Below are 22363 nucleotides of genomic sequence, written 5' to 3' on the forward strand. Positions count from 1 at the left end.
TGTTATGACCCCAGAACGTTATGCCCGCATCCGCGAAATGCTTGCGGCCCGACAGCCAGACCTGACGGTCTGTATGGAACAGGTGCATAAACCACATAACGTTTCTGCCGTCATCCGTACGGCAGACGCCGTCGGCGTTCACGAAATCCACGCTGTCTGGCCTACAACCAGAATGAAGACACTGGTCTCTTCGGCGGCAGGCAGCAACAGCTGGGTTCAGGTCAAAACACACAAAACCATTCAGGATGCCGTCGCCAAAATGAAGGCGAAGGGCATGCAAATCCTGGCAACCAACTTGTCAGAGAAAGCCGTCGACTTCCGCGCGATTGATTACACCCGCCCGACCTGCATTTTGCTGGGTCAGGAGAAAACCGGTATCACACCTGAAGCGTTAGCGCTGGCTGACAGCGATATCATCATTCCGATGATCGGTATGGTGCAATCTCTGAACGTCTCCGTTGCCTCGGCGCTTATCCTGTACGAAGCCCAGCGCCAGCGCGAAAACGCCGGTATGTATCGCCGCGACAGCAGTCTGCTGAGCGAGAAGGAACAGCAGCGACTGCTGTTTGAAGGCGGCTATCCCGTTCTGTCCAATGTGGCGAAGCGAAAGAAGCTTCCCCGCCCTTTCATTGACGATCACGGGCAAATCATTGCCGATGATGAATGGTGGTCGGCGATGCAAATGACGGTCAAAAAAAGATGAAAGGCCGCCTGCTCGACGCCATCCCGCTGACGTCGCTTTCCGGCGTCGGAGCCAGTCAGGCAGACAAGCTCGCCAAACTCGGCCTTGAAACTATTCAGGATTTACTGCTTCATCTTCCTTTACGCTATGAAGATCGTACCCGCCTTTACACCATCAATGATTTACAGCCCGGCATTTTCGCCACCATAGAAGGCGAAGTGTTGCGTAGTGATATCAGTTTTGGCCGCCGCAGAATGCTGACCTGTCAGATAAGTGACGGCACTGGCATGGCGACGTTGCGCTTCTTCAACTTTAACGCCGCGATGAAAAACAGCCTGGCAACAGGTCGCCGTGTTACCGCTTATGGTGAAATCAAACGCGGCACGATCGGTGCTGAAATCATTCATCCGGAATACCGCATTCAGGGTGAAAACAGCGAAGTCGTTCTGCAGGAATCACTGACGCCGGTTTATCCGACAACGGAAGGTATCCGCCAGGCGACCTTGCGTAAACTGACGGATCAGGCACTTGAACTGCTCGACACCGTACCTGTCGCCGAACTGTTGCCAGAGGAACTGAGTCGTTCGCTGATCCCGCTTCCTCAGGCGCTGCATTTGCTGCACCGCCCGCCGCCAGATATCCAGCTTGCAGACCTTGAAAAAGGTCATCATCCGGCTCAACGCCGCCTGATTATGGAAGAACTTCTGGCACATAATCTCAGTATGCTGGCTGTCCGCGCCGGTACGCAGAGTTATAAAGCTCTGCCGTTGCATCATGACGACCGCCTGAAAAATCAGTTCCTCGCGTCGCTTCCTTTCAGCCCGACCGGTGCGCAAGCACGGGTTGTGGCAGAAATTGAACAGGACCTGGCAAAAAGTTATCCCATGATGCGTCTGGTGCAGGGCGACGTGGGATCAGGTAAAACGCTGGTAGCCGCCCTCGCCGCACTTTGCGCTATTGCTCAGGGCCAACAGGTCGGATTAATGGCGCCGACAGAATTGCTGGCCGAACAGCATGCCAATAATTTCCGTCAGTGGTTTGAGCCACTGGGTATTCAGGTCGGCTGGCTGGCGGGCAAACAAAAGGGTAAAGCCCGGCAGGCACAGCAGGATGCGATCGCCAGCGGACAGGTGTCGATGGTGGTGGGAACGCACGCTATCTTCCAGGAACAGGTTTTGTTCTCGTCACTGTCGCTGGTCATTATCGATGAACAGCACCGTTTCGGTGTGCATCAGCGTCTGGCGTTGTGGGAAAAAGGTCTGCAACAGGGCTTCCATCCACATCAGTTGATCATGACCGCCACGCCGATCCCACGCACACTGGCAATGACGGCTTACGCTGATCTTGATACCTCTGTGATCGACGAACTCCCGCCAGGCCGCACGCCGGTGACTACTGTCGCCATTCCGGACACCCGCCGCAGTGACATTATCAGCCGTGTCAAAAGTGCCTGCGAGCAGGAAAATCGTCAGGCTTATTGGGTGTGTACGCTGATTGAAGAATCGGAAATGCTGGAAGCGCAGGCCGCTGAAGCCACATGGGAAGGCCTGAAGGAGGCACTCCCGGCGCTGAATATTGGACTGGTTCACGGTCGTATGAAAGCCCAGGAAAAGCAGGCCGTTATGCAGGCATTCAAACAGGGTGAAGTGCAGCTTCTGGTGGCAACGACTGTCATTGAAGTCGGCGTTGACGTACCGAATGCCAGCCTGATGATTATCGAAAACCCGGAGCGTTTAGGGCTGGCGCAGTTGCACCAGTTACGTGGGCGCGTTGGACGTGGTGCCGTTGCTTCTCACTGTGTACTGCTCTACAAAACGCCGCTCAGCAAAACAGCGCAGAAACGTTTGCAGGTTTTACGCGACAGCAACGATGGCTTTGTTATCGCACAGCAGGATTTGGAAATCCGCGGGCCGGGTGAACTACTGGGCACGCGCCAGACCGGCAGCGCTGAATTTAAAGTCGCTGATTTATTACGTGATCAGGCGATGATCCCGGATGTACAGCGCATTGCGCGTTATCTGCAGCAACAATTCCCTGATCATGCCAAAGCCCTGATTGAGCGCTGGCTGCCAGAAAGAGTCCGTTACACCAACGCCTGATCTCTCTTTTCGCTCATTCACTTCATCAAATCATTATTAAAAATGATGTTTTGTTTCCAACATATTCTCTTCTCTTTTCCCTATTGTGCCCCCAAAACCACTCTCCGCACTGGTTATTTGATAACCTTCACAGAGTGGGGAAAAGCCGGTAACCGGTTTCACCTCCCGTCACTACACTGATGATAATTAAGGCAACCCTGTCTGATGTCCTCAACATAAGGCCAAATCATCATGAGTATCAGCCAATCCCTCTTCACTTTTATAGAACAGAAAATCAGCCCCTTCGCCGCACGATTATCCTCACAGCGACATGTCATGGCAGTGCGTGATGGCTTCATCTCAGCAATGCCCTTTATGATTGTTGGTTCGTTTTTACTGGTTTTTGTTCACCCGCCATTTTCGCCCGAATCTTCATGGGGCTTCGCCAGAAGCTGGCTGGCGCTCTCGGCAAAATATGAAGTGCAGATCCTGACGCCGTTCAATATGACGATGGGCATTATGTCCATCTACATCTCGGCATCGATTGCCTACAATCTGGCAAGAAGTTACAAGCTAGACCCGTTCATGACCGCAATGCTGGCGCTGATGTCTTTCCTGCTGGTCGCAGCACCGCAGATTGATGAAAAGATGTCGACGACGGCGCTGGGCGGCGTGGGAATCTTTACGGCTATTCTGGTGGCGATTTATGTCACCGAACTGACGCGGTTATTGAAAAAATACAATATCGGTATCCGTTTACCCGAACAGGTACCTTCAAACATTAAGCATTCGTTTGATTTACTGATCCCGATTGTGGCCGTGGTGATTACACTTTTCCCGCTGAGCTTACTGGTCCAGTCAGGGTTTGATATGTTGCTGCCACAGGCGATTATGGCGCTGTTCGAACCCCTGATTTCTGCCGCAGACTCACTGCCTGCTGTACTTCTCGCCGTGCTGATTTGCCACCTGTTGTGGTTCGCCGGCATTCATGGCTCGGCCATTGTATCTGGCATGTTGCAGGCTTTTTGGTTAACCAATCTCGGCCTGAATCAGACAGATCTCGCTGCCGGTTTACCCATGACGCACATCATGACCGAGGCATTCTGGAATTTCCTGATCGTGATTGGCGGGTCCGGCGCGACAATGGGACTGGTCCTGCTGTTTTGTCGCAGTAAGTCAGCGCATCTGCGCACCATGGGGAAACTCAGTCTGGTGCCAAGCTGTTTCAATATCAATGAGCCGGTGATTTTTGGCACACCTATCGTCATGAATCCGGTATTTTTCATCCCCTTCCTGCTGGCACCGATGGTCAATGCCGTTATCGCCTATCTGGCCGTATCGACGGATCTGCTCCCGCATATGATTTCACTGGTCCCCTGGACATCACCGGCACCGATCGGGGCGGCCTGGGCGATGGGCTGGGATTTCAAAGTGTCGGTTCTGGTTATCCTGCTGATGGCACTGTCGATGGTAATTTATTATCCATTCTTCAAAGTCTACGAGAAGCAGTTACTGACGCAGGAAAAAGCCGCTGAGGCCGAACAGGTGTTCACTGAGAAGGCGGACGCGGCACAATAAACCCGACGGGAAGGAATAGTCAGGCACAGAAGCGATGTTTCTGTGCCTGTTTTTTTAGCTGATAGCCGGGAATACAGGCAGCATCAGGTAGAGTTTAATCACAATCGCATTGGCGATATCGATGAAGAATGCGCCCACCATCGGCACCACCAGAAACGCCAGATGCGAAGGGCCAAACTGGTTGGTGATCGCCTGCATATTGGCAATGGCCGTCGGGGTGGCACCCAGCCCGAAACCACAGTGTCCTGCCGCCAACACCGCCGCATCGTAGTTTTTCCCCATCACGCGATAAGTCACGAAAATCGCATAAAGTGCCATTGCGAGGGCTTGAACGATAAGAATTGCCATCATCGGCAAGGCGAGTGCCGCCATCTCCCACAACTTAAGGCTCATCAATGCCATGGCAAGGAACAGTGACAAACTGACGTTACCCAGCACGGATACCGCACGGTCGAAGACACGATAAAAACCGAGCCATGCCAGCATATTACTCAGGATCACACCAACGAAGAGCACGCAGACAAAGGTTGGGATTTCAAATGCCGAGCCTTGCAACAGACTGGCGGCATATGTCCCTGCCATCAGGCAAATCGCGATCAGGGCAATGGTTTCAACCATCACCAGTGGCGTGATCATCCTGCCAATCGACGGTTTCTCAAATGCGCTCGGATCGACCATATCCTCGGGGTTTCCGTTGGGGGTGGAAGAATGGCTGACCAGATAGCGCGCTACCGGCCCCCCAATAATACCGCCGAGCACCAGACCAAAAGTTGCGCAAGCCATCGCGACTTCCGTCGCATTTTCAAAGCCATAACGCTCGATAAACAGCTTGCTCCATGCCGCGCCGGTGCCGTGGCCACCTGAAAGGGTAATCGACCCCGCCAGCAACCCCATCAGCGGATCCAGCCCGAGCATTTTCGCCATTCCGATACCGATGGCATTTTGCAAAAGCAGTAAGCCCACGACGACAAACACCAGCAGAAACAGCGAGTTACCGCCTGCCCGCAGACTTGCCAGATTGGCGTTAAGACCGATCGTGGCAAAAAATGCCAGCATCAGTGGCTCTTTTAAAGACATGTCGAAACCGACTTCCCAGCCGAATATCTGGTTGGCGATCAGTAACAATAAAGCGACCAGCAAACCACCGGCAACGGGTTCAGGAATGGTGTATTTTTTGAGGAATTTGACCGACTGGACGCATTTCCGTCCTAAAAGGAGTACCAACGTGGCGGCAACCAGGGTGCCGTAGGTATCGAGTTGAATCATTGACGAACTCCATTTTAAAATAAATCCAATAAAATTATCGAGTTATAAAAACTTCACTGACATGTTTTTTCCCAGAAGCTGAATTAGAAGTCATTCAAGCTGCGTCAGGCAAGAAAAACAGGCCATAAATCCCGTCCAATCCAAAACCAGTCGAGGAATATTGCCATTAGCAAACGATTGCTTTTGTCGTTAATTTCAATAAAAATGCCCGCTTTGCCGCTTATTGGAATGCCACAGCATGAGTTCGCAAACCGCAGAACAAGAAACACAGCAACCCGATCTTTCCCGCCAGCAAAAAAGTGAACTGATTTACCGGCTCGAGGACCGCCCGCCATTACCTCAAACGTTATTCGCCGCCTGTCAGCATTTGCTGGCGATGTTTGTTGCGGTAATCACACCAGCACTACTGATTTGCCAGGCGCTGGGTTTGCCTGCGCAGGACACGCAGCACATCATCAGCATGTCGCTGTTCGCCTCCGGCCTGGCTTCTATTTTGCAGATTAAAACCTGGGGACCGGTCGGCTCGGGTTTACTGTCGATTCAGGGCACCAGCTTTAACTTTGTTGCGCCGCTGATCATGGGCGGAATGGCGCTGAAAAATGGCGGTGCGGATGTGTCGACCATGATGGCGGCGCTGTTCGGCACCCTGATGCTGGCTTCCTGCACTGAAATCATTCTTTCCCGTTTCCTGCATCTCGCACGTCGCATCATTACGCCGCTGGTTTCCGGCATCGTGGTGATGATTATCGGGCTGTCGCTGATTCAGGTCGGTCTGACGTCTATCGGCGGCGGTTATGCGGCCATGAGCGATCACACATTCGGGGCACCGAAAAATCTGCTGCTGGCTGCCGTCGTGCTGGTAGTGATTGTTCTGCTGAACCGTCAACGTAACCCTTACCTGCGTGTCGCCTCTCTGGTTATCGCCATGGCGGTGGGTTATCTGGTGGCCTGGATGACGGGCATGTTGCCAACCGTTGCGCCAGCCGCGCAAAGCAACTGGATAACATTACCAACGCCGCTGTATTACGGACTGGGTTTTGACTGGAATTTGCTGATCCCGCTGATGCTGATTTTCATGGTGACATCGCTGGAAACCATCGGTGATATTACCGCAACCTCGGACGTTTCTGAGCAACCGGTCAGCGGCCCGCTGTACATGAAGCGCATCAAAGGCGGCGTTCTGGCCAATGGCCTGAACTCGATGCTTTCTGCTGTATTTAACACCTTCCCGAATTCCTGCTTCGGGCAGAACAACGGCGTCATTCAACTGACCGGCGTTGCCAGCCGCTATGTCGGTTTTGTGGTCGCGCTGATGCTGATCATCCTCGGGCTGTTCCCGGCTGTTGCGGGATTTGTGCAGCATATTCCTGAACCGGTACTGGGCGGCGCGACCATCGTGATGTTCGGTACCATTGCCGCTTCGGGTGTGCGCATTGTTTCCCGCGAGCGTCTGAATCGCCGCGCGATTATGATCATGGCGCTTTCTCTCGCCGTCGGTATGGGTGTTTCTCAGCAGCCGCTGATCCTGCAATTCGCACCGGACTGGCTGAAAACCCTTCTCTCTTCTGGCATTGCAGCGGGCGGCATTACTGCGATTGTTCTGAATCTGGTTTTCCCTCACGAGAAGTAAACGCAGGATGTAATCCGCGTGCAACAGCGGCAGAGGGTCTGGAACCTCTGCCGCTTTTTATTACCTCCATTTGGCTAACCTGTTGAGAAAATTCGCTGTTTGCGGCATAAACAAAGAATCTTTTTCCATTTTCCCGTTACAGGGCTCCAGACGATGAGATTTATCGGTAAAATTTTGCTGACGTTCGCCTTACTTCTGGTGCTGGCGATCGTGCTGGTGTACGTCCTATTACAAACCCGCTGGGCTGCTGGCTGGGTCAGCCGCTGGGTCAGCAATAACAGCGAGTACCGTCTCTCCGTGGAGAAACTCGACCATAACTGGTCGTCGCCGGGTCGGGTGACGTTAACCAATGTCATCTTCGGGCAGAAGAATCAGCCGGAAGTGCTGAATGCCGGTGAAGTTGATCTGGATTTAAGCTGGCGTCAGATCACCGAACCACGCTTTTTCGATCGCGTCGTGCTGGTCAGCGGACGCCTCAATGTCAGTCCTTCGTCAATGAATTTGCCATTGCAGGCCAATACCCTGCAACTGAGTAAAATGGCGCTCACCGGCAATACCGCTGGCTTAGACATTCAGGGTCAGCAGATTAACGCCGGTATTTCGCCGTGGCAGCCAAAACCCAATCAGCTTTTAGGCGATAAAGCTGACTTCCAGCTGAGCGCCGCCAGCCTGACGGTCAACGGACTGCCGGCCGAAAATGTGCTGATTCAGGGCAACATCAATAATAAGAATCTGACGCTGAGTAATTTTGGCGGCGATCTGGCTCGCGGTCAGTTAACGGGTAAAGCGACGCAGGCCGCCGATGGCAGCTGGAACATAGAAAACCTGCGACTGAGCAATGTGCGTCTGCAAACCTCGAAACCGCTTTCTGCTTTCTTCGACGACTTCCAGACCCTGCCAAAAGTGACTATTCAGCGACTTGATCTGATCGACGCGCGTTTGCAGGGAACAGACTGGGCATTCAGCGACGTTGATTTGTCCGTGCAGGATCTGACGCTCGAAAAAGGCGACTGGCAAAGTGATGACGGCGAAATCACCCTGAATGCGACGGATATGATTGATGGAAACCTGCATATTCAGGATCCGATCATCAGCCTCGACCTTTCGCCGCAGGGCATTGCGATCAAACAAGCTACGGCGCGCTGGGAGCGCAGTTTATTGCGCACGACCGGCAACTGGCTGCGCGCCAACAAACGCCTTCAGCTTGATGAAGTGTCTGTTGCGGGGCTGGAATACACCTTGCCGGAAAACTGGAAACAACTCTGGAATCAGGCACTGCCGGATTCGCTGTCTGAAGTCTTTATCAGCCGGTTCATTGCTAACCGGAACCTGATTATTGATATCAATCCGCAGTTCCCCTTCCAGCTGACTGCACTTGATGGCCTCGGCAACAATCTGTTGCTGGCGCGTAATCATCAGTGGGGGATCTGGAGCGGTAAGCTGAATCTGAATGCAAGTGAAGCCACATTTAACCGCAATGATGTGCGCCGTCCTTCCATCACCCTGGAGGCGAACGACCGTCAGGTGAATATTTCTGAGCTGAGCGCCTTTACCAAAGAAGGATTGCTGGAAGCCAGTGCGACGGTTGATCAGCAGCCGCAGCGCCATTTCTCTGTGAAGATGACCGCCCGCTCAGTACCGGCAAATCAGCTGGAAAACTGGGGATGGCCACATGTGGCGCTGGAAGGTAACGCTAATATGCAGCTGAATCTGCAAGGACAGATGCCGGCAAACGTGGATTACAAACCCACGCTCAGCGGGACATTGCAGATAAACGGCAGCCAGACAATTGACCAGAGAATGGTAAACGGGTTGGTTTCCGGTACGCCAGCATCTGCTACTCCTTAATCCAGGCATCACCAAAAATGCAAAAGGCACCGCAATGGCGGTGCCTTTTATTTTGGGTAGAAACCAATCAGTTAATTTCAGGCTCCAGCGGTGCGCCGGGCGCGGCGGGCAATACCAGATAGGTGCCTTCAAACACCGCGCCGTCTGTCTCATCGCCGTATAAATTCACTTCAAGTTGCACGCGTGCTTTCCGCCCGCGAGCCAGACGGTCGAGATCACCGCGGACAGAGCCCAGGTCGGCAACGGCACGCGGCCTGCCGGTCACCGGCATGCTGTAACGGATATGCGCATCCGCCAGCACAATGGTGCCGCCCAGATGGCGCTCACGCAGCAGCAGCCAGATCAGCCCCCAGCCGGTCAGCGTTGCCAGCGAAAACAAACTGCCAGCGAACAATGTATGGTGCGGATTCTGGTTGCCCGTTTCCGGCATCGTGGTGACAAATCGCTGGCCGGTGTACTGACTGATACGCACGCCCATTTTTTCGCTGAGCGGGATGTGGTCATACCAGGCCTGCTGAAGCTGACCGCACCAGTCAGGGCGATGCAGAATATCATCCAGCGTTTCGATGGGTTTTATCATCAGGAAGTGGCGAACCGGCGTTGTTTGCGGCGTGGTGATTTCGCCCTGATTCACAAAGCCCAGTTTGGCAAAGAAATCCACGGCATCTTCGCGGGCGCTACAGACCACTCGTTTCACCCCTTCCTGACGCGCCACAGACTCCAGGGTCATCGCGACCAGCGTTCCCAGCCCTTTGTCTTGTACATTTGGATCAACCGCCAGAAAGCGGATAGAGGCTTCATTATCGGCATTGATATATAAACGGCCAACCGCCACCGGTTCGCCCTCCTCATCAACCACCATCTGGTGATGTGCGATGGAATCGTAGGCATCACGCTCTGAACCCTCCGGCTGATGCAACGGTTTACGCAGCATTTCCCAACGGAATCGGTAATAGGCGGCCAGTTCTTTTTCGGTCGTTGGTACTCTCAGATGATACATAGATGCTTTCTCTCCGGCGTTATGCCTTATAGATCAGACTTGTAGCCAGAAGGTCACCGGCCCGTCGTTCACCAGTGCCACTTTCATATCCGCTGCAAAGCGTCCGGTTTCGGTAGCAATGCCCTTTTCCCGGCACTGCCCGCAAAAATACTGATATAACCGATCCGCTTCCTGTGGCTCAGCCCCGCGCGAGAACCCAGGACGCATGCCTTTTTGTGTGTCCGCCGCCAGCGTGAACTGCGACACCACCAGCAGGCTGCCACCGGCCTGCTGCACGTTCAGATTCATCTTGTCATTTTCGTCACCGAAGATTCGGTACCCGATCACCCGTTCACAAAGGCGTTTGGCTTTTTGTTCGTCATCGCCCTGTTCAACGCCCAGTAAAACCAGTAACCCCGGTCCTATCTGGCCACAGATTTCGCCATCGATCGTAACGCTGGCATTCAATACCCGCTGAATTAACGCAATCATACAAATCCTTCGGACTGATTATTCTTCTGCCCTATGTTGAGCAGACTGCAATTTTCTTAGAGAACGGTACTCGCCCAGCGTGACGGTAATTTCCGCCCCAAGAAGAACGATACACCAGCTGACATAGACCCAGAGAAATAAAATGGGGATCACCGCCAGTACACCGTAAATCAACTGATATGACGGGAAAAGCTGAATGTATAAGGTGAAGATTTTTTTACTCAACTCGAATAATACGCCGGAGACCAGTGCGCCGATCAGGGCATCTTTTGCCGGCACTCTGACCGTCGGGACTACCTGATAGAGCAGCCAGAATGTCACCCAGGAGATCAGCAAGGGCAGAATGCGCAGCGCGTGGTCGATCACCGAATGCACACCGCTGATGTTCAGCCAGTTCAGGGAGAGCAGATATGAGCTGACAGCCACGCTGGCCACCAGCAGAATTGGCCCGAGCGTTAACACCATCCAGTACACAGCGAAAGAAAACACAATCGGACGCGTGGTTTTGCTGTCCCAGATTTTGTTCAGCACGCTGTCTACCGAGGCTATCAGAAGTAGCGCGGTGACGATTAATCCACAGGTGCCCACGGCCGTCATTTTGCTGGAGTTGGCAACAAACTGTTCCAGATAGCGCTGGATAGTATTACCGGTCGCGGGCATGAAATTGGAAAAAATGAATGTTTTCAGCTGCATGCTGATTTCTGAAAAAACAGGGAATAATGCAAAAAGTGAAAATACCACGGCGATCAGTGGCACGAGCGATAGCAAAGAGACATAGGCCAGATGGCCCGCCAGAAGCGTCAGGCCATCTTTATCCGAACGCTTTAAAAGCAGGCGCGTAAATTTCCACAACGATTTTAGGTAGTGGCTCAGTGCCCTTTTCTGCATCCTTACATCCTTCAGGAAAAGTATTTCGGTACCGTCTGGTTATCTTCTACCCATACAGCCTCAATGCCAGCATTCCGGGCGGCTTCGATATTTTCAGCAACATCATCAAAGAACACGGCCTGATCGGCGGTGAATCCTTCTTTCTCCAGAACATGCCGGAAAATTTCGGGCTCCGGTTTGCGCATACCCAAATTTTGCGAGAGGTACATCGCGTCGGTATTGGCTTCGATTTCAGGATAATGATGAGGCCAGAAATCCAGATGTAAGCGGTTGGTATTAGAAAGCACGACGACACGATGACCTTCTTCGCGCAGTTTCTGAAACAGGGCAATGACCTCAGGACGCAGACCAACAAACACCGCATGCCAGCCCGCACTGAATTGTTCAAAGCTTAGTGCGATACCCATTTCATGACATAAATCGGCAGCAAACTGTTCGTCGCTGATTTCACCACGCTCGTGTTTCTGGAACACCTCGCCCATTGAAAACCGCTCGGTCAGCGTCGCCAGCGGGGTGCCACTCAGATGGCTCCACACCCCCAGCACTCGTTTGAAATCAATATCAATAATGACGTTTCCCATATCAAAAATGTACAGCATTGCACGCTCCTGATTTCAAAGATGACAGTTAACTTTAGCGGTAAAACGTACAAGTGAACAGGGGCAACGCCACGAGGCGTAACGAACGGGGGAGAAAAAAACATAAAAAAAACAGGGTACCCGAAGGCACCCTGTTTCTGTGTAACGGCAAACGTTAAAGAAGATTAACCTTCTTTAGGACCACGCATTGCACGTTTACGATCGTTCTCGGTCAGGTGACGTTTACGGATACGCACAGACAGAGGAGTCACTTCGACCAGTTCGTCATCATCGATGAATTCCAGAGCTTGCTCCAGAGACATTTTGATAGCAGGAACCAGAGTCGTTGCTTCGTCAGTACCGGACGCACGCATGTTAGTCAGTTTCTTACCGGTCAGGCAGTTCACGGTCAGGTCGTTAGAACGTGAGTGAATCCCGATGATCTGGCCTTCATACACTTCTGCGCCGTGGCCCAGGAACAATTTACCGCGGTCTTGCAGGCTGAACAGTGCGAACGCAACGGCTTTACCCTGACCGTTGGAGATCAGCACGCCGTTCTGACGCTGGCCGATTTCGCCCGGACGAACGTCATCGTAGTGGCTGAACGTGGAGTACAGCAGACCGGTACCGGAAGTCATGGTCATGAATTCGGTACGGAAGCCGATCAGGCCACGTGCAGGGATCAGGTAATCAAGACGGATACGACCTTTGCCGTCTGGGATCATGTCTTTGACATCGCCTTTACGCTCACCCATGGCCTGCATAACAGAACCCTGGTGTTGCTCTTCGATATCCAGTGTCACGTTCTCGAATGGCTCTTGCATGCGGCCATCGATTTTACGGTTGATTACTTTAGGACGGGAAACCGCCAGCTCGAAACCTTCACGACGCATATTTTCGATCAGAACCGACAGGTGAAGTTCACCACGGCCTGAAACACGGAATGCATCAGCATCTTCAGTTTCTTCAACACGCAATGCAACGTTGTGCACCAGCTCTTTGTTCAGACGGTCAAGGATCTGACGTGAAGTCACATACTTACCTTCTTTACCACAGAACGGAGAGGTGTTTACGTTGAAGTACATGGTTACTGTTGGTTCATCAACGCTCAGCGCAGGCAGAGCTTCAACATTCGCCGGATCACAGATTGTGTCGGAAATGTTCAGTTCGCCCAGGCCGGTGATTGCGATGATGTCGCCCGCTTCAGCAACGGTGGCTTCGATACGCTCAAGACCCATGTGGGTCAGAACTTTACCGACTTTACCGTTGCGGGTTTTGCCTTCGCTGTCGATGACAGTGATTTGCTGGTTAGGCTTAACGGTACCGCGTTTGATGCGGCCGATGCCGATGACGCCAACATAGTTGTTGTAGTCCAGCTGAGAGATTTGCATCTGGAACGGTGCTTCCATCTCAACTTGTGGCGGAGATACGTGGTCAACGATCGCCTGGTACAGCGGGGTCATGTCTTCGGCCATATCGTTATGGTCGTTACCCGCGATACCCATCAATGCTGATGCATAGATGATTGGGAAATCGAGTTGTTCGTCGGTTGCGTCCAGGTTTACAAACAGGTCGAAGACCTGATCGACAACCCAGTCAGGACGCGCGCCAGGGCGGTCAACCTTGTTGATTACCACGATCGGTTTCAGACCATTAGCGAAGGCTTTTTTGGTCACGAAACGGGTTTGCGGCATTGGGCCATCCATTGCATCCACAACCAGCAGCACCGAGTCGACCATTGACATCACACGCTCTACCTCACCGCCGAAGTCGGCGTGTCCTGGGGTATCCACGATGTTGATGCGGTAGTCTTTCCAATTAATGGCGGTGTTTTTTGCGAGGATGGTAATCCCACGCTCTTTCTCCAAATCGTTGGAGTCCATTACGCGTTCAGTGGCTTCTACACGCTCTCCGAAAGTACCGGATTGTTGCAGCAGCTTGTCGACCAGGGTGGTTTTACCATGGTCAACGTGGGCAATAATGGCGATGTTACGCAAATTTTCGATCACAGCTTTGCCTCAGGCATTAGAAATAGCGCGCTATTGTACACGTATTAAGCGAGGTTCTAAACAAGATCACAAGGATCTTGTTGAAACAACTTATGGATGGCTACTTTGTGATCCCTTTCACGGTGCAAAAAGACCACTGAACCATTATGACGCACCATTATAGTGCTTTCACTCTCACAGTTAGCACCATTTTAGTGCGAGAATTCCGTTATGGTGCATACTTGTCGAGTGCAAAAGCCCTGTAAAATGGCGTTGTTTGCATTTTCTCAAAGTTGGCACAGTTTTCGCTAATAGTTTTTAGAGTAAAAGTTTTTTAGGGTAAAAAATTTTTTACAGGGTGAAGAGCCTGACCAGACAAATAATAGCGCTGTTCAGTCTACACGCCAGTTCCAGTAAGGCTGTTATTTCCAACTAAAGACCAAAAATGGTTATTCGTTCCACGACGATAATGAGAAATTCGGGAGAACTAGTATGTCCGCTGAACACGTTTTGACGATGCTGAATGAGCATGAAGTGAAATTCGTAGATTTACGCTTCACTGATACCAAAGGCAAAGAACAGCACGTCACCATTCCTGCGCACCAGGTTAGCGCTGACTTCTTCGAAGAAGGCAAAATGTTTGACGGCTCTTCAATCGGTGGCTGGAAAGGCATTAACGAATCTGACATGGTCTTGATGCCAGATGCGAGCACTGCTGTTCTTGACCCATTCTACGAAGAAACTACCCTGATCATTCGTTGCGACATCCTTGAGCCAACCACGCTGCAAGGTTATGACCGCGATCCACGTTCTACCGCAAAACGTGCAGAAGATTTCCTGCGCTCTTCCGGTATCGCGGACACCGTTCTGTTCGGGCCAGAGCCAGAATTCTTCCTGTTTGATGATGTGCGCTTCGGCAGCAGCATCTCCGGTTCTCACGTCGCTATCGATGATATCGAAGGCGCATGGAACTCAAGCACCAAATACGAAGGCGGCAACAAAGGCCACCGTCCTGCAGTAAAAGGCGGTTACTTCCCGGTTCCTCCGGTCGACTCCTCTCAGGATCTGCGTTCTACCATGTGTCTGACCATGGAAGAAATGGGTCTGGTTGTTGAAGCTCACCACCACGAAGTGGCAACCGCTGGTCAGAACGAAGTGGCAACCCGCTTCAACACCCTGACTAAAAAAGCTGACGAAATCCAAATCTACAAATACGTGGTTCACAACGTGGCTCACGCATTTGGCAAAACTGCGACCTTCATGCCAAAACCAATGTTTGGCGATAACGGTTCAGGTATGCACTGCCACATGTCTCTGTCCAAGAACGGTAACAACCTGTTCGCTGGCGACAAATACGGCGGCCTGTCTGAAATGGCACTGTTCTACATCGGCGGTATCATTAAGCACGCTAAAGCAATCAACGCCTACGCTAACCCGACCACCAACTCCTACAAGCGTCTGGTCCCGGGCTACGAAGCGCCAGTAATGCTGGCTTACTCTGCGCGTAACCGTTCTGCATCCATCCGTATTCCACACGTATCAACGCCTAAAGCGATGCGTATCGAAGCACGTTTCCCTGATCCAGCGGCTAACCCATACCTGGCGTTTGCTGCACTGATGATGGCTGGCCTGGACGGTATCATCAACAAGATCCACCCTGGCGATGCGATGGACAAAAACCTGTATGACCTGCCACCGGAAGAAGAAGCAGAAATTCCAAAAGTTGCAGGTTCACTGGAAGAAGCCCTGAACGCACTGAACGAAGACCGCGAGTTCCTGACCCGTGGTGGCGTGTTCACTGACGACGCTATCGATGCTTATATCGGTCTGCGTAAAGAAGAAATGGACCGCGTGCGCATGACTCCGCATCCGGTTGAGTTCGAACTGTACTACAGCGTTTAATTTTTCGATTAAACCGGACTCAGCGCTCGTCTTCGGGCTGGCGCTGAGGGTAATACCCGACTGAAGGCCTGTGTTCACAAACCCTTCAGCGTCAAAATTAAGTAAGACGATTTATATTTGTTGCCGTGGAAACTTTCAGCCCATCTCCGGATGGGCTTTTTTCTCCACACTCTTTCCTGCTCAACCCCTCTGACCCGTGATTTCACCGGGTAGCGAGATAAAATGCACCAATCAGGTGCGGGAGACTGCGGTATGGCAACTGGCAAACTGCCCGATGCTGGGCAGATCCTGAATTCCTTAATCAACAGCGTTCTGCTGTTAGACGACGAATTGGCTGTGCATTATGCCAATCCGGCAGCTCAGCAGTTACTGGCGCAAAGTTCCCGAAAGCTTTTTGGCACCCCTTTGCCAGAACTGGTGGGATATTTTTCGCTGAACATCGAATTAATGCGTGAAAGTCTGACAGCCGGACAGGGCTTTACAGACAGTGAAGTGACGCTGGTCGTAGACGGCCGCGCGCATGTGTTGTCGCTGACCGCACAGATGCTGCCAGAAGGTTTCATTCTGGTGGAACTGGCGCCGATGGATAATCAGCGCCGCCTGAGCCAGGAACAATTACAGCACGCTCAACAGGTTGCTGCGCGTGATTTGATCCGCGGTCTGGCACATGAAATCAAGAATCCGCTCGGCGGGTTGCGTGGCGCAGCACAATTATTATCCAGAGCGCTGCCCGATCCGGCCTTGCTGGAATATACGAAAGTCATTATTGAGCAGGCTGACCGTCTGCGTAATCTGGTCGACAGATTGCTGGGCCCGCAACGTCCGAGCCAGCATGTGACACAAAGTATTCACCAGGTTGCGGAACGGGTTTGCCAACTGGTCTCGATGGAGAAGCCGGATAACGTTCAGCTGGTGCGGGACTATGATCCGAGCCTGCCTGAACTGGCGCACGACCCCGATCAGATAGAACAGATTTTGTTAAACATCACCCGCAACGCATTACAGGCGCTGGGGGAGGAAGGCGGCACAATTACATTACGCACGCGTACTGCTTTCCAGATTACGTTACACGGCGTGCGTTATCGTCTGGTGGCCCGTATCGATATTGAAGATGATGGCCCCGGCGTACCGGCGCATTTGCAGGACACCCTTTTTTACCCCATGGTCAGTGGCCGCGAAGGGGGCACCGGTTTGGGCCTGTCCATCGCGCGCAGTTTGATTGATCAGCATTCGGGTAAAGTTGAATTTAACAGTTGGCCAGGACATACCGAATTCTCGGTATTCCTGCCTATTCGCCAGTGAGGTTCTTATGCAACGAGGGATAGTCTGGATCGTCGATGACGATAGCTCCATCCGCTGGGTACTTGAACGTGCGCTCACTGGAGCCGGTTTAACGTGCACCACGTTTGACAGCGGCAATGAAGTGCTTGATGCCATTGCGACTCAAACCCCTGACGTTTTGTTATCAGATATCCGTATGCCCGGGATGGACGGTTTAGCGCTGTTAAAGCAGATTAAACAACGTCACCCGATGCTTCCGGTCATCATAATGACAGCACACTCCGATCTGGATGCTGCAGTCAGCGCCTATCAGCAAGGTGCGTTTGATTATCTGCCAAAACCGTTCGACATTGATGAAGCCGTGGCACTGGTTGAACGAGCCATCAGTCATTATCAGGAACAACAGCAACCGGCACGCAGCCAGCCTGCGAGTGGCCCGACCGCAGACATTATCGGTGAAGCGCCCGCTATGCAGGACGTATTTCGCATCATCGGCCGTTTGTCCCGTTCTTCAATCAGCGTGCTGATTAATGGGGAATCCGGTACCGGTAAAGAGCTGGTCGCTCACGCCTTACACCGCCACAGCCCGCGCGCCAAAGCGCCCTTTATCGCGCTGAATATGGCTGCTATCCCGAAAGACCTGATTGAGTCCGAATTATTCGGCCACGAGAAAGGGGCGTTTACCGGCGCCAACACCGTCCGTCAGGGACGTTTTGAACAAGCCGATAACGGCACGCTGTTCCTCGATGAAATCGGGGATATGCCGCTTGATGTGCAAACCCGTCTGCTTCGCGTGCTGGCAGATGGCCAGTTCTATCGTGTTGGCGGTTATGCGCCGGTGAAAGTGGACGTGCGTATTATCGCTGCGACTCACCAGAATCTGGAGCTACGGGTTCAGGAAGGGAAATTCCGCGAGGATTTATTCCACCGCCTGAACGTTATCCGCGTCCATCTGCCGCCGCTGCGTGAACGTCGTGAAGACATCCCGCGTCTGGCGCGTTACTTCCTGCAAGTCGCGGCTAAAGAGCTGGGTGTGGAAGCAAAAAACCTGCATCCGGAAACAGAAACGGCACTGACGCGATTGCCATGGCAGGGCAACGTGCGCCAGCTGGAAAACACCTGCCGCTGGCTCACCGTCATGGCGGCGGGTCAGGAAGTGCTGATTCAGGATTTACCCAGCGAACTGTTTGAGACCTCGGCCCCTGAAACCGGTGGTCAGAGTCTGCCAGACAGTTGGGCGACATTGCTGGCACAATGGGCAGACCGTGCGCTGCGTTCCGGTCATCAAAACCTGCTGTCAGAAGCGCAACCTGAAATGGAACGTACATTACTGACCACGGCGCTGCGCCATACACAGGGACATAAACAGGAAGCGGCACGGTTGCTGGGCTGGGGGCGAAATACCCTGACCCGCAAACTGAAAGAACTGGGCATGGAATAAAAGTCCTCGCACCAGACAGCAAAACAGCCGCTTATGCGGCTGTTTTTATTTGCAGAGCAGACTGTCAGATAACGCGGGAGAATTGTTGCTGGCGCACCTGACGTCGCAGATAAATATCAAAGCACATACAGATATTACGGATCAGCAAACGCCCGCGCGGTGTCACCTGAATATGCGTGCCACTCACCTCAACCAGCCCGTCTTCAGCCAGCGGCTTCAGCAGTGCCAGATCATCAGCAAAATAATCGGTAAAACGAATGTCGTAACGCTGTTCGATATCAGCAAAATTCAGCTCAAAATGGCAGATCAGAGATTTAATGACATCGCGACGAAGGCAGTCATCATTCGTCATTTCCAGACCGCGCCATAAGGCATGTCCCTGCGCTTCCACATGAGCGTAATAGGTTTTGATATCTTTTTCGTTCTGCGCGTAGGTATCGCCGAGCATGCTGATGGCCGAAACGCCCATTCCCAGCAAATCACTGTCGCCCTGCGTGGTGTAGCCCTGGAAATTGCGGTGCAATTTGCCTTCGCGCTGGGCGATCGCCAGTTCGTCATCAGGGCGAGCAAAGTGATCCATCCCGATAAAGCGATAGCCGAAACCGGTCAGTGAAGCGATGGTTTCCTGCAAAATTTTCAATTTCTCTTCCGCACCAGGCAAATCAGCATCTTTGATTTTGCGCTGAGCGGCGAACAATTTTGGCATGTGCGCATAATTGAACACACTCAGACGATCAGGGTTGAGCTCTGCCACACGCTGCAGCGTGTAAGCAAAACTTTCTGCCGTCTGTTTCGGCAGACCGTAAATCAGATCGATATTAGTCGAGTTGAAACCCAGCGCCCGGGCGCGTGCAATGAGGGCAAAGATGAAATCTTCATCCTGCTCACGGTTAACCAGAAGCTGCACTTCTTTGTTGAAATCCTGGACCCCCATACTCAGGCGGTTAAAGCCTTCGCTGCGCAGATGGTCAAGCACATCAAGCTCAATTTCACGTGGATCTACCTCCAGTGACATTTCTGCGTCGGGCAGGATATCAAAGTGTGCCCGCAGAAGGCCCATCAGACGGCTTATCTGCGCTTTATCGAGGTAAGTCGGAGTACCACCGCCCCAATGCAGCTGACTGACCTGACGACCTTTAAAGAGCGGTGCACGGTGACTGATCTCTTTTTCAAGCACGTTGAGATATTCTTCGGCTTTATGCTGCTGGCGGGTCACCAGTTTATTGCAGCCGCAGAAGTAGCAGAGCTTATGGCAGAAAGGAATGTGCACGTACAATGAGAGCGAGCGTGCCGGATAACGGGCAGCCGCATTTTCGAAAGCGGTATTATCGTAGCGTTCACTGAACTCAAGTGCTGTTGGATAGGATGTGTATCGCGGACCCGAATAATTGTATTTCTGGATCAGCGCTAAATCCCAGACGGTAGTCTGTTCTGACATGGGGTACTCACTCCTTCCGGCGTCGGATGCGACCGGTTCGCTTTACAGGCAGGCTTTGAGCCTGCCGTGCAAAGGTCGCTCTGCGCAAACGTGCTTTGGTTTTCGATAACCGGCGTAGTTTACCGAATAACCAAAGCAGATAACATGCAAAGAGTAAGGCTATTGCCGGGATGACCCAGCGCATGGATTAGAAACCCTCTTTTGGATTTCCGCGCTTGAGCAACTGCATCATGTCTTCGTTTTTCACTTCTTCTTCGTCATCTTCATCTTCGCCGAGTTCGATGCCGAGGATTTCCATCAGAACATCGATGCGATCAAGTGTCTGATCAACATAAGCCTGATCTTCTGCGCTTAATGCTTTGCCATCGTCGATGAGATCCAGCAAAGAATCCAGACGCTCATCATTTTCGAGTAACGTCAGTTCTTCTTCCGGTGTCATCTTAGGTTTTGCATCTTGCTTCGGCTGTGCGGCTTTTTTAGCTTTCGCTGCATTGTTCGTAACGGTCTCAACGATCAAAGGCACGGCTTTTTTGCTACCGATACGCGGATCGGCTTTTTTCGTGCCCGCGCCGCTTTGGTTCTGGGCCGCATCCGGATTGGCGCGTGAGCCTGCTTTATGGCCACGGCGCTTGTTGTCACGCTTGCGTTCGCGCGCTTCGATATCAAGCTCGACACGACTTTTCTTCTTCGTTTTAGCTGTCGCGGTATTGGCGCGCGGTGCTTTCGCTGGCTGTTTCATGGCATCTGCTCTTAGGTGTGTACATTTAGTATAGATTTGCGCCGGAATCTAGCAGAAAGCGGGCAAAGAAAAAAGGCAGCAAGGTAACCTTGCTGCCTTTTTCTTTCCTTCCTCAGAAGGATATTCATCAAATACTTTCCCTGTATAGCATCAACGTCCCGGTTTTTCCTTTGCCTTTCAGAGCCTCCGGCTCCGTTCATCCTTAAATCGCGATGCATTTCCCGTGATCCCTGAATGCAATTTTCGTCCCTGTTTCCGTTCTCGCCTTCACCGCGTAAGAAATACTTTACCCGACTGGCACAAAGGCTCAAGATACCCGCCAGCCGTCTTGTCGATTTCATAACGACATCAATTTTATCTTATTGAAATTGAATAACATTAAAAAATTCGGCGACAAAACAAGCGAAATAACCCGCATCATGAATAGCAAATGTCTTACATCATGAAGGCAATTTCCCCCGCCTTCATCTCTGTGGTCCCTTCGCCTCATCATTCGGATTTTAAAAACACGAACGCATCTCGGCTGTGTTGCAGTTATAATCGCCAGCCAGATACTCATGCCTCACGGAGACGCACGCTTTGACCAGCCAAACTTACAACTATCATATGACCCATTTCGTCATGAGCGCCCCGGATATCCGGCATTTGCCATCTGACGCAGGCATTGAAGTCGCATTTGCTGGTCGTTCAAACGCCGGCAAATCCAGTGCGCTGAATACCCTGACACAGCAGAAAAGCCTCGCGCGTACCAGTAAAACGCCTGGCCGTACTCAGCTCATCAACCTGTTCGAAGTGAAGCCGGGCATCCGCCTGGTCGACTTGCCGGGTTATGGCTACGCGGAAGTACCGGAAGAAATGAAGCGCAAATGGCAGCGCGCGCTGGGCGAATATCTGCAAATGCGTAACTCCCTCAAAGGTCTGGTTGTGTTGATGGATATCCGCCATCCGCTTAAAGATCTCGATCAACAAATGATTCAGTGGGCAGTTGATGTGGGTACGCCGGTCATGTTGCTGCTGACTAAAGCCGACAAACTGGCTTCAGGCGCACGTCAGGCGCAGATAAAAATGGTCCGTGAAGCGGTGAAAGAATTCATGGGTGATATTCAGGTAGAGGCATTTTCCTCACCGAAGAAAATGGGCGTGGATAAACTGAGTGACAAACTGAACACCTGGTTCAGCGAAATCCCGCCGGAAGTGCAGGAAGAAGAGCTTTCTAACGAAGGCGAATAGTAGCGCCCCGGGAACGGGGAAATGTAAGTAAAGAACAGAAAGGGGTGACCGCAAGGTTGCCCTTTTTTATGGGTATAACGCTATGAAAAATCCAATAAAAAACGCCCCAGACATAAATGCCTGGGGCGGCTAAAATATTCAGCCAAATCCGATTACGTGAAGTAAAAGGTCTGAAAGATAGAACATCTTACCTCTGTACCCTACGAGAGAAACTTTACCCTATTTTCTGACGGGGAAAAAGAACTTTTTGTAGTTTACTTACACAAAAATCGCGGATTATGCGATCACTCGCATGGTATGAGCACATAATCCTGTAGCTTAATTA

General features: G+C 52.1%; 18 protein-coding genes. 9 read left to right on the forward strand and 9 right to left on the reverse strand.

Translation table 11 applies throughout. From position 1 onward, the window contains the following. The first annotated feature begins 4 nt into the window (after positions 1–4). From trmH to HGO41_RS17810, 3 genes are all read left to right on the forward strand, one after another. The gene (gene trmH / locus HGO41_RS17800) at positions 5–703 is read left to right on the forward strand and encodes a tRNA (guanosine(18)-2'-O)-methyltransferase TrmH (protein ID WP_013577641.1); all 699 of its coding nucleotides are present in this window, start codon (positions 5–7) and stop codon (positions 701–703) included. Further along, the gene (gene recG / locus HGO41_RS17805) at positions 700–2781 is read left to right on the forward strand and encodes an ATP-dependent DNA helicase RecG (protein ID WP_013577642.1); all 2082 of its coding nucleotides are present in this window, start codon (positions 700–702) and stop codon (positions 2779–2781) included. The genes trmH and recG overlap by 4 nt, the downstream gene beginning before the upstream one ends. A 231-nt stretch (positions 2782–3012) precedes the next feature. Beyond that, a complete protein-coding gene (locus tag HGO41_RS17810; protein ID WP_013577643.1) occupies positions 3013–4338 on the forward strand; it encodes a PTS cellobiose transporter subunit IIC in 1326 nt (441 codons plus the stop codon). A 54-nt stretch (positions 4339–4392) separates the two neighbouring features. Here the strand turns inward: HGO41_RS17810 and gltS are convergent, their stop codons facing one another. Beyond that, positions 4393–5604 (reverse strand): sodium/glutamate symporter, encoded by a 1212-nt coding sequence (gltS, locus tag HGO41_RS17815; protein WP_250981273.1) that lies wholly within the window; start codon positions 5602–5604, stop codon positions 4393–4395. 238 nt (positions 5605–5842) lie between these two features. On the opposite strand from gltS, the gene HGO41_RS17820 reads away from it, so the two are divergent. Next, complete coding sequence (locus tag HGO41_RS17820) at positions 5843–7234, forward strand: nucleobase:cation symporter-2 family protein (RefSeq protein ID WP_250981274.1); 1392 nt, start codon at positions 5843–5845, stop codon at positions 7232–7234. A gap of 153 nt (positions 7235–7387) precedes the next feature. Further along, entirely contained in the window at positions 7388–9082 is a 1695-nt protein-coding gene (locus HGO41_RS17825; protein ID WP_112197357.1) for an AsmA family protein, read from the forward strand. 67 nt (positions 9083–9149) lie between these two features. Here the strand turns inward: HGO41_RS17825 and fabY are convergent, their stop codons facing one another. The 5 genes from fabY to typA form a co-directional block, all read right to left on the reverse strand. After that, positions 9150–10082 carry a fatty acid biosynthesis protein FabY gene (gene fabY / locus HGO41_RS17830; RefSeq protein ID WP_013577647.1) on the reverse strand — a complete coding sequence of 311 codons (933 nt, stop codon included), beginning with the start codon at positions 10080–10082 and terminating at the stop codon, positions 9150–9152. 33 nt (positions 10083–10115) lie between these two features. Then, on the reverse strand, positions 10116–10553 hold the full coding sequence (dtd, locus tag HGO41_RS17835; RefSeq protein ID WP_015699247.1) for a D-aminoacyl-tRNA deacylase: 438 nt from the start codon (positions 10551–10553) through the stop codon (positions 10116–10118). Between the two features lie 18 nt (positions 10554–10571). After that, entirely contained in the window at positions 10572–11441 is an 870-nt protein-coding gene (locus HGO41_RS17840; protein ID WP_013577649.1) for a virulence factor BrkB family protein, read from the reverse strand. A gap of 11 nt (positions 11442–11452) precedes the next feature. Beyond that, on the reverse strand, positions 11453–12040 hold the full coding sequence (yihX, locus tag HGO41_RS17845; protein WP_013577650.1) for a glucose-1-phosphatase: 588 nt from the start codon (positions 12038–12040) through the stop codon (positions 11453–11455). A 164-nt stretch (positions 12041–12204) separates the two neighbouring features. Beyond that, positions 12205–14028 (reverse strand): ribosome-dependent GTPase TypA, encoded by a 1824-nt coding sequence (gene typA, locus HGO41_RS17850; RefSeq protein WP_013577651.1) that lies wholly within the window; start codon positions 14026–14028, stop codon positions 12205–12207. Positions 14029–14499: 471 nt separating this feature from the next. Here typA and glnA point away from each other — a divergent pair, with 471 nt between their 5' ends. The 3 genes from glnA to glnG all read left to right on the forward strand — a co-directional run bounded on the left by glnA (position 14500) and on the right by glnG (position 18631). Then, positions 14500–15909, forward strand: a complete 1410-nt coding sequence (gene glnA, locus HGO41_RS17855) for a glutamate--ammonia ligase (protein WP_013577652.1) — start codon at positions 14500–14502, stop codon at positions 15907–15909. A gap of 252 nt (positions 15910–16161) precedes the next feature. Continuing rightward, the gene (glnL, locus tag HGO41_RS17860; RefSeq protein WP_013577653.1) at positions 16162–17211 is read left to right on the forward strand and encodes a nitrogen regulation protein NR(II); all 1050 of its coding nucleotides are present in this window, start codon (positions 16162–16164) and stop codon (positions 17209–17211) included. Between the two features lie 7 nt (positions 17212–17218). Then, positions 17219–18631: a nitrogen regulation protein NR(I) gene (glnG, locus tag HGO41_RS17865; protein WP_013577654.1), complete on the forward strand. Its 1413-nt coding sequence runs from the start codon at positions 17219–17221 to the stop codon at positions 18629–18631. 64 nt (positions 18632–18695) lie between these two features. Here glnG and hemN read toward each other — a convergent pair whose 3' ends face one another. Together hemN and yihI are read right to left on the reverse strand one after the other, a co-directional pair. Further along, positions 18696–20069: an oxygen-independent coproporphyrinogen III oxidase gene (gene hemN, locus HGO41_RS17870; protein WP_013577655.1), complete on the reverse strand. Its 1374-nt coding sequence runs from the start codon at positions 20067–20069 to the stop codon at positions 18696–18698. Positions 20070–20256: 187 nt separating this feature from the next. Next, on the reverse strand, positions 20257–20808 hold the full coding sequence (yihI, locus tag HGO41_RS17875) for a Der GTPase-activating protein YihI (RefSeq protein WP_013577656.1): 552 nt from the start codon (positions 20806–20808) through the stop codon (positions 20257–20259). Positions 20809–21387: 579 nt separating this feature from the next. On the opposite strand from yihI, the gene yihA reads away from it, so the two are divergent. Next, positions 21388–22038, forward strand: a complete 651-nt coding sequence (gene yihA / locus HGO41_RS17880; RefSeq protein ID WP_013577657.1) for a ribosome biogenesis GTP-binding protein YihA/YsxC — start codon at positions 21388–21390, stop codon at positions 22036–22038. Between the two features lie 138 nt (positions 22039–22176). Here yihA and spfP read toward each other — a convergent pair whose 3' ends face one another. Next, on the reverse strand, positions 22177–22224 hold the full coding sequence (spfP, locus tag HGO41_RS25940; RefSeq protein WP_071892919.1) for a small protein SpfP: 48 nt from the start codon (positions 22222–22224) through the stop codon (positions 22177–22179). Positions 22225–22363: the final 139 nt, after the last annotated feature.

It is taken from the genome of Rahnella sp. CG8, assembly GCF_023701875.1.
Lineage (GTDB): Bacteria > Pseudomonadota > Gammaproteobacteria > Enterobacterales > Enterobacteriaceae > Rahnella > Rahnella aceris.